This is a genomic window from Bullifex sp. (genome assembly GCF_034103065.1).
Lineage (GTDB): Bacteria > Spirochaetota > Spirochaetia > Sphaerochaetales > Sphaerochaetaceae > Bullifex.
The window spans coordinates 1-4,856 of record NZ_JAXEGN010000015.1 but is presented as its reverse complement, the minus strand read 5'-3'; the positions used below and the strand labels follow the sequence as shown (position 1 = coordinate 4,856).

5 protein-coding genes are annotated in these 4,856 nt (G+C 33.0%); 4 read left to right on the top strand and 1 reads right to left on the bottom strand.

Going from position 1 to position 4,856, the window contains the following annotated elements:
• Positions 1–273: ATP-dependent metallopeptidase FtsH/Yme1/Tma family protein (locus SOY52_RS00485; RefSeq protein WP_320847026.1), on the bottom strand; the 273-nt coding region annotated here is incomplete at its 3' end.
• Between the two features lie 151 nt (positions 274–424).
• On the opposite strand from SOY52_RS00485, the gene SOY52_RS00480 reads away from it, so the two are divergent.
• The 4 genes from SOY52_RS00480 to SOY52_RS00465 are packed head-to-tail and all read left to right on the top strand — an operon-like array spanning position 425 to position 4,812.
• On the top strand, positions 425–1,819 hold the full coding sequence (locus tag SOY52_RS00480) for a hypothetical protein (RefSeq protein WP_320847025.1): 1,395 nt from the start codon (positions 425–427) through the stop codon (positions 1,817–1,819).
• Between the two features lie 19 nt (positions 1,820–1,838).
• A complete protein-coding gene (locus SOY52_RS00475; RefSeq protein ID WP_320847024.1) occupies positions 1,839–2,954 on the top strand; it encodes an efflux RND transporter periplasmic adaptor subunit in 1,116 nt (371 codons plus the stop codon).
• Positions 2,954–3,631, top strand: a complete 678-nt coding sequence (locus tag SOY52_RS00470) for an ABC transporter ATP-binding protein (RefSeq protein ID WP_320847023.1) — start codon at positions 2,954–2,956, stop codon at positions 3,629–3,631. Before SOY52_RS00475 ends, SOY52_RS00470 begins: the two co-directional genes overlap by 1 nt.
• Positions 3,631–4,812: an ABC transporter permease gene (locus SOY52_RS00465; protein ID WP_320847022.1), complete on the top strand. Its 1,182-nt coding sequence runs from the start codon at positions 3,631–3,633 to the stop codon at positions 4,810–4,812. The genes SOY52_RS00470 and SOY52_RS00465 overlap by 1 nt, the downstream gene beginning before the upstream one ends.
• Positions 4,813–4,856: the final 44 nt, after the last annotated feature.

The window sequence follows — 4,856 nt, the reverse complement described above, 5'->3', positions numbered from 1 at the left end:
GTATGTATTTTCATTGAATACTACTTGTTGAATTTTTCCTTCACTAACCATAGATTTAAAAGTTGAATACTCAATTTCTATAGGCTCCATATGACTTTTAAAGAGCATATTATTCATCAAAATGATTATTGCAATCATTATGATAAAATATATGATTGTGAAAGAAAATTTCTTTTTAGTGTTAGGATTTAATCCTTTATCGTTGTGTATTCCTGGTTCATTTTCAGACTTCTGTTTTTTACTCTCGAAGTAGAGATTATTTTCATCACTCATAGATTTTTCCTTTATCTTCCTAATATAATATTATCAAAAGATATGTCAAATTATTTATTTGCATAAAAATTTAAAGATTACACATAAAACACATTTTAAAATATTGTTTTTTACATTTTTACACATTAAATTTACAGCAAAGGAAATTATAATGAAAAAAATAGTATTCACAGCTATGATTTTATTCTTAGCTGTTATGGGTATTTTTGCAAGTAATTACTCTGATATTATTAGTAGTGCTAAAGAAAATAATATCAGTCTAAAAAATGCTGAAATATCATATTTAAACTCGAAGTTAACAATTGAAAAATCAGAATTAGAGGATGAAGTAAATATTACTATTTCAGGTAAAGCACAAGTTTCTCCTGATTTATCTATTACTCCTACTGTAACTATAGTTCTTCCTAATGATGGTTCTACTACTATTTCAGCAACAACTCCATTTTCAATGAGCTATAGTGATACTTCAAAACTAAGCTTTACACCATCTATTTCTGTAAGCCACACCTTTGATTTATCTGGTTATGATAGTGATATAATAACTGCTCTTTCAAATTCAAAGAGTGCTCTTCAAAGTGAGTATTCATACCAATATTCACTACTGAACTTTGAAAACTCAGTTATTAGCTTAATGAAATCATTAATTAACTTAGAAAAGAATATTGAAAATCAAAAGTATTCAATTCAAAAGAGTGAAAAGTCATTAAATGATAAATTAACTTTAGGTCAAATTACTACTTCATCAATTACTTATAATCAATTGGCTAACCAGTTAGAGCTTTCAAAGAATACACTCTCTGCATATGAGAGACAGTATGAGAATGCTAAGAAGCAATATAAAGATTTAACTGGTCTTGAATGGGAGGGCGTTGAAAACCTTCCAAATCCAGAATTATCTTTAGCTTCTTTATCCACTGGTAATACTAATGTAATTATTAAAAGTATTGATGTTGAAATAGCTAAAAATAATATTGAAGCAAAGAATGCTTTAATTAATCCTAAAAATGTAAAAGTTAATGGAAGTGTTTCAGGAACTGGGATAAAAAATGAAATAGCTAGTCAAAAAGCACTTAGTGCATCAGCAGGTGCTACTTATTCAAACGGTAATTGGTCACTCGGTACATCTCTTTCTTCATCATATAATCTTAATAACACTTCTTTTGATACTCCAAGTGTTACTATTTCAGGATCTTGGAGTAATAAGACTGCTGCAAAAGCTGATGAATTACAGCTTAAGGTTCTTGAGAATAATTTAATTAGTGCAACTAATAGTTTTCAAGATGAATATACATCTTATCTACAGTCTTTTAATGCTCTTCAGTTAGAGGTAATGCAATATGAATTTTCTTGTTCTCAAACTGCTGCAAACTCAGATTATTTGAAAGCTAATTTAGAGAATGTTAGAGCTTATTATGAGGCAGGCCTTGCCACTGAACAAGAGTTAAAGGATGCTGAATTTAATGTAAAGCTCGATGAATATACTCAAACAGTTTTAGTGTTAGACGGACTAACACTTGCTAATAAAATTAAGATGTTAAATCTATAGCCTTAGGAGATAATAAAAAATGGCAGATATCAAAAATGATGTAATAATGAGTGAAGCCGAAAAGCAAGAAAAAGCTATTCGTGATGAATATAATGCTAAAAAGAGAAAGAAGAGAATTAAGAAGCTAATTACATGGGTAATTGTATTAATCTTAATTTGTGTTGGCCTAACTTATTACAACAAGGTAAAGAAAGATTTTGAAGATAAAGCAAAGGCTATGATTGGAGCTGTTACAACAGTTGAGGTTCCTGTTGAGGAAAATGTCTATACCTCAGTAATCGATCTTTCAGGTTATGTTGAGGCTTACGATACTCAAGAATCTAAGTTTAGATCAACTGGTGCTGTTACTGGTGTATATGTTAAAGAAGGTGATAGCGTAACAAAAGGTCAGCTTTTAGCTTCTATTGATAACACAAGTCAGACATATCAAGTAAAAAATATTCAAAACCAAATTAAACAAGCAGAGCTTTCTGGTTCAGTTTCTCAATTAGAAACTTTAAAACTTCAATTAAAGAATGCTGAAAACAATCTTGAATATACAAACCTTGTAGCTAACTTCGATGGAACTGTTGCAACTGTATCTGTTAGTGAGGGAGATTACTTTGAAGCGGGCTCTAAGGTAATGACCATTGTTGATGTATCTAAATTAAAGGCTACAGTTCAAATTGATGAAATTGATATGGCTAAGGTTTCCTTAGGTCAAAAGGCATATTTAACTTTTGATTCCCTTCCAGGAGAAACCGTTGAAGCTGTAGTTACATATATTCCTATGCTTGCAACTTATACAAACCAGGGAATTGGTGTTGTATCTGTTGAGTTAACAATTGAAAATCCTCCAGCTTCATTAAAGCCGGGCTATAGCTTTGAAGGTACAATTCAAGTTGAAGGGGATGTACAAATGCTCTTAATTCCTCAAGCTGCAATTACTACAGGTAGAGGTGGTGTTACAACAGTAGAGAAAAAGAATGCAGATGGAACAACAGAAACAGTTAATGTAAGAGTTAAATACTTAGGAGAGGGATACTGTCAGTTACTTTCAGGAGACATCAAAAAGGGTGATATCCTCACATATACAAAGTCTGGTGCCAACATGATGATGATGGGTATGCCAGGTGGAAACCAAGGTGGTAGATAATGGATAATGTGATAGAGCTTTATAACGTTAGGCGCTATTACATAGTTGGTGACTTCTGTGTAAAGGCACTTGATGGTGTAACGCTTTCCATCCCTCGTGGTTCCTTTACCGCTATAATGGGACCTAGTGGCTCTGGAAAGAGTACACTAATGAATATTATTGGTTGTCTTGATACACCTACTAGTGGATTTTTAAGAATTGATGGTGAGTGTACAAGTAATATGAATGAGGATGAACTTGCTTTTTTAAGAAATAAAAAGGTTGGCTTTGTATTTCAGCAATTTAATCTTTTAGGTAAGCAAACTGCAATCGAAAATGTTATGACTCCTCTATTATATGCAGGCGTTGGTGCTCATGAAAGAAGAGAAAAAGCTGAGATGCTACTAGAGAGAGTTGGATTAAAAGAAAGAATGAAGCACCTTCCTTCTGAGCTTTCTGGTGGTCAAAAGCAAAGAGTTGCTATTGCTAGAGCACTTGTTAATGACCCTGCAATCTTACTTGCAGATGAACCAACTGGTGCTCTAGATAGTAAAACTGGTGACCAAATCATGGAACTCTTCCAAGAGCTAAATGAAGAAGGAAGAACTGTAATATTCGTAACTCACGATAGAAAGCTTGGTATGCGCTGTAATAGCCAAGTTTATATCAAGGACGGCATAACCGTGGAGGGCTATTGATGGTATTTGAAAATATAAAAATTGCATTAACCTCTATGGTTCATAACAAGATGAGGACACTGCTTTCTCTTCTTGGTATTATTATTGGTGTAGGTGCTGTTGTAGCAATCCTTAATTTAGGTCAAAGTGCAACTGCTTCTATTACAAGTTCAATGAATGTTGGAGGTATAGACTTAGTTTCTATTTATCCTCAAGGAAACAATAGAAAGGGTAATGTATTTGACATTCAGTTTGGAGATACCTTGATGAGTAATGTTTCAGGAATCGAAACAGTGCTTCCAATTTACTCTTCAAATGCAAGAATTAGATCTGGGCAAGAGATAAAAACTGTATCACTACAGGGTGTAACATCAAACTATTTTTATATCATGAATACGGAGTTACTATATGGTGAATATTTTAGTGCTCTAGATAATATCAATCGCCGTCAAGTTGTAATACTTGGTAGTGATATTGCTAAAGAGCTTTTCCCTGCAGGTAATGCTGTTGGTTCATATATATCAATATTCAGAACACAGTCTAAGAGATATCAAATAGTTGGTGTACTTGATGAAAAGGATGCTACCCTTGGTGCAAGCTTTAACTCTTCAATATTTATTCCAATCAACACTTTTGAGCAGCGTTTTATGAATATGACTAAGGTCTCTTCATATACATGTAAGGTTGTTGAAGGTCAAAATGCAACCGATATTAGTAATAAAATAGAAGAGTATTTGAATAACTTAGTTGGATCAGATTATTTTTCCGTATTCTCAGCTGCTACAATTGTTGAAATGGCTGACCAAGTAACTGGTACATTTACTTCATTCTTAGCTGCAATTGCTGCAATATCACTTTTAGTTGGTGGTATCGGAATAATGAATATTATGCTTGTATCTGTTGCTGAAAGAACTAGAGAGATTGGAATCAGAAAGGCGTTAGGAGCTTCTCCAAAAGTAATTAGAGGACAATTCTTAGTTGAAGCAATTACACTAACCATCCTTGGAGGTGTAATAGGTATTGGCTTGGGCGTTTTCATAAGTTATGCTATAATAAATGTTGTTGGATGGGAGTTACACTTTAGTTATGGTGCAATTTTACTATCCCTCGGCTTTAGTATGTTCGTGGGTATTTTCTTTGGCTGGTATCCTGCAGCTAAAGCATCTAAACTCGATCCAATTGAAGCATTGAGTTATGAATGATGAAAAAGAAGACTAAAAATAGATTAATATCATTTTTTTCAAGA